Below are 272 nucleotides of genomic sequence, written 5' to 3'. Positions count from 1 at the left end.
AACCTTTATTAACAGATGAAATGATTCAGCAAGCGGCTCGTGAAAAAGAACGCTTGGAGCGAGAAATTGCACAAGCGAGACAAGATGATACCCAGCTAATCAAGAAATTTGCGCCTCAAAAAGCCCAAATGGAAAAAAATCTGGTTTATAAAAGCCGTCGTATTGAAGCTCAAAAAAGAGAAGAACGCGGAAAAAAAATCACGAAATATATCGTGATTTTAGTGGTTTTATTGATTATTATCACGGTGATAGTTTTCAAATTTTAAAAAAGA

General features: G+C 34.9%; 1 protein-coding gene. It reads left to right on the top strand.

Annotated features, from left to right (window positions below):
- The coding region (gene macP / locus SB660_RS20635; protein ID WP_410584211.1) for a cell wall synthase accessory phosphoprotein MacP at window positions 1-266 on the top strand (266 nt) is incomplete at its 5' end.
- Window positions 267-272 lie beyond the last annotated feature (6 nt).

Source organism: Bacillus sp. SIMBA_005 (assembly GCF_046535585.1).
In the GTDB taxonomy this organism is placed as follows: Bacteria; Bacillota; Bacilli; order Bacillales; family Bacillaceae; genus Bacillus; species Bacillus pumilus.
This window is presented reverse-complemented; position numbering and strand designations above follow the sequence as displayed.